The sequence below is a fragment of the Mesorhizobium sp. M4A.F.Ca.ET.020.02.1.1 genome (assembly GCF_004022645.1).
GTDB lineage: Bacteria > Pseudomonadota > Alphaproteobacteria > Rhizobiales > Rhizobiaceae > Mesorhizobium.
The window spans coordinates 1-1,808 of record NZ_RZOI01000975.1; the positions used below are offsets into that span (position 1 = coordinate 1).

Annotated in this window: 2 protein-coding genes; one reads left to right on the top strand and one right to left on the bottom strand. The window is 65.4% G+C overall.

Annotated elements, in window-relative coordinates:
- The coding region (locus EN742_RS33815; RefSeq protein ID WP_148670476.1) for a sterol desaturase family protein at positions 1-452 on the top strand (452 nt) is incomplete at its 5' end.
- Here EN742_RS33815 and trmFO read toward each other — a convergent pair.
- The coding region (gene trmFO / locus EN742_RS33820) for a methylenetetrahydrofolate--tRNA-(uracil(54)-C(5))-methyltransferase (FADH(2)-oxidizing) TrmFO (RefSeq protein ID WP_128333816.1) at positions 453-1,808 on the bottom strand (1,356 nt) is incomplete at its 5' end. It abuts the gene before it with no gap.

A 1,808-nucleotide genomic window follows, 5' to 3' on the forward strand; every position in this document is an offset into this window, starting at 1 on the left:
AGTTTCTGGTCCCCCCCGAAGCGATCGGCAAGATGTGGGGCTGGTTCGAGTTCATCTTCAATACGCCCTCGCACCACCGCGTCCACCACGCCACCAATCCGCGCTATCTGGACGCCAACTATGCCGGCACGCTGATCATCTGGGACCGCATGTTCGGCACGTTCGTCGAGGAACTGGAGGAGGACCGGCCACGCTATGGCATCGTCAAGAACATCGGCACCTTCAACCCGCTGAAAGTGGCCTTCCACGAATGGATCGGCATGTTCAAGGACACGCTGATGCCAGGGCTGACGCTGCGCCAGCGTTTCAACTATTTCGTCCGGCCGCCCGGCTGGAGCCATGACGGTTCGCGCGAGACGTCGGAGACGCTGAAGGCGGCCTATGTCAGGCGAAATCCGGGCGATGCGGGCAAGCCGGGCTTGCCGACTGCGAACGCGGAGCCTGCGGAGTAGCTATTCAGCCGCCTCTGCCTGCGCCGGCAGGCCCAGCCATTGGCGGCAATCGGCCAGCGCGCGCCCCGTGATCGCGTGGCGCTTGGCGACCGTCTTGTCCTTGCCGCGCAGGCGTTTGCCTTCGATCTTCGGCGCTTCCACCGGCGGGAAAAGGCCGAAATTGACGTTCATCGGCTGGAAGGAGCGTTTGCCCGGTTCGTCGTCGGAAACGAGGTGGCCGCCGGTGATGTGGTTGAGCAGGGCGCCGAAGGCGGTGGTGAGTGGCGGCAACGATGGCGCATGGCCGAGACGCTCGGCGGCGGCGAAGCGGCCGGCGAGCAGGCCGATGGCCGCGCTCTCGACATAGCCTTCGCAGCCGGTGATCTGGCCGGCAAAGCGCAGGCCTGGCCGCGATTTAAGCTGCAGCGAAGCGTCAAGCAGGGTCGGCGAGTTGATGTAGGTGTTGCGGTGCAGGCCGCCGAGGCGGGCGAAATCGGCGTTTTCCAGGCCGGGAATGGTGCGGAACACGCGCACCTGCTCGGCATGCTTCAGCTTGGTCTGGAAGCCGACCATATTGTAGAGCGTGCCCAGTGCATTGTCCTGGCGCAGCTGGACGACGGCGTACGCCTTCACCGATGGATTGTGGACGTTGGTCAGCCCCATCGGCTTCATCGGTCCGTGGCGCAGCGTCTCGACGCCGCGTTCAGCCATCACCTCGATCGGCAGGCAACCGTCGAAATAGGGCGTGCCTTCCCATTCTTTGAACTCGGTCTTCTGGCCGTCGACCAGCGCCTGGACGAAGGCGAGATACTGGTCCTTGTCCATCGGGCAGTTGATGTAGTCCTTGCCGGTGCCGCCGGGGCCGACCTTGTCGTAGCGCGACTGGAACCAGCAGGTGTCCATGTCGATCGTGTCGAAATGCACGATCGGCGCGATCGCATCGAAGAAGGCGAGCGCATCGGCGCCAGTGGCCTGCGCGATCGATTGGGCCAGCGAAGGTGCGGTCAGCGGGCCGGTGGCGATGATCGCCTGGTCCCAGTCCGCCGGCGGCAGGCCGGGCACTTCCTCGCGCTGGATGGTGATCAGCGGATGCGCTTCGATCTTTCGGGTCACCGCCTCGGAAAAGCCGTCGCGGTCGACGGCCAGCGCGCCGCCGGCCGGCACCTGGTTCGCGTCGCCCGCGCTCATGATCAGCGAACCGGCAAGCCGCATTTCGGCATGCAACAGGCCGACCGCGTTGGTTTCGGCATCGTCGGAACGGAAGGAGTTGGAGCAGACGAGCTCGGCCAGACCATCGGTCTTGTGCGCATCGGTGCCGCGGACGGGCCGCATCTCATGCAGCACGACCGGAACGCCGGCCTCAGCGATCTGCCAGGC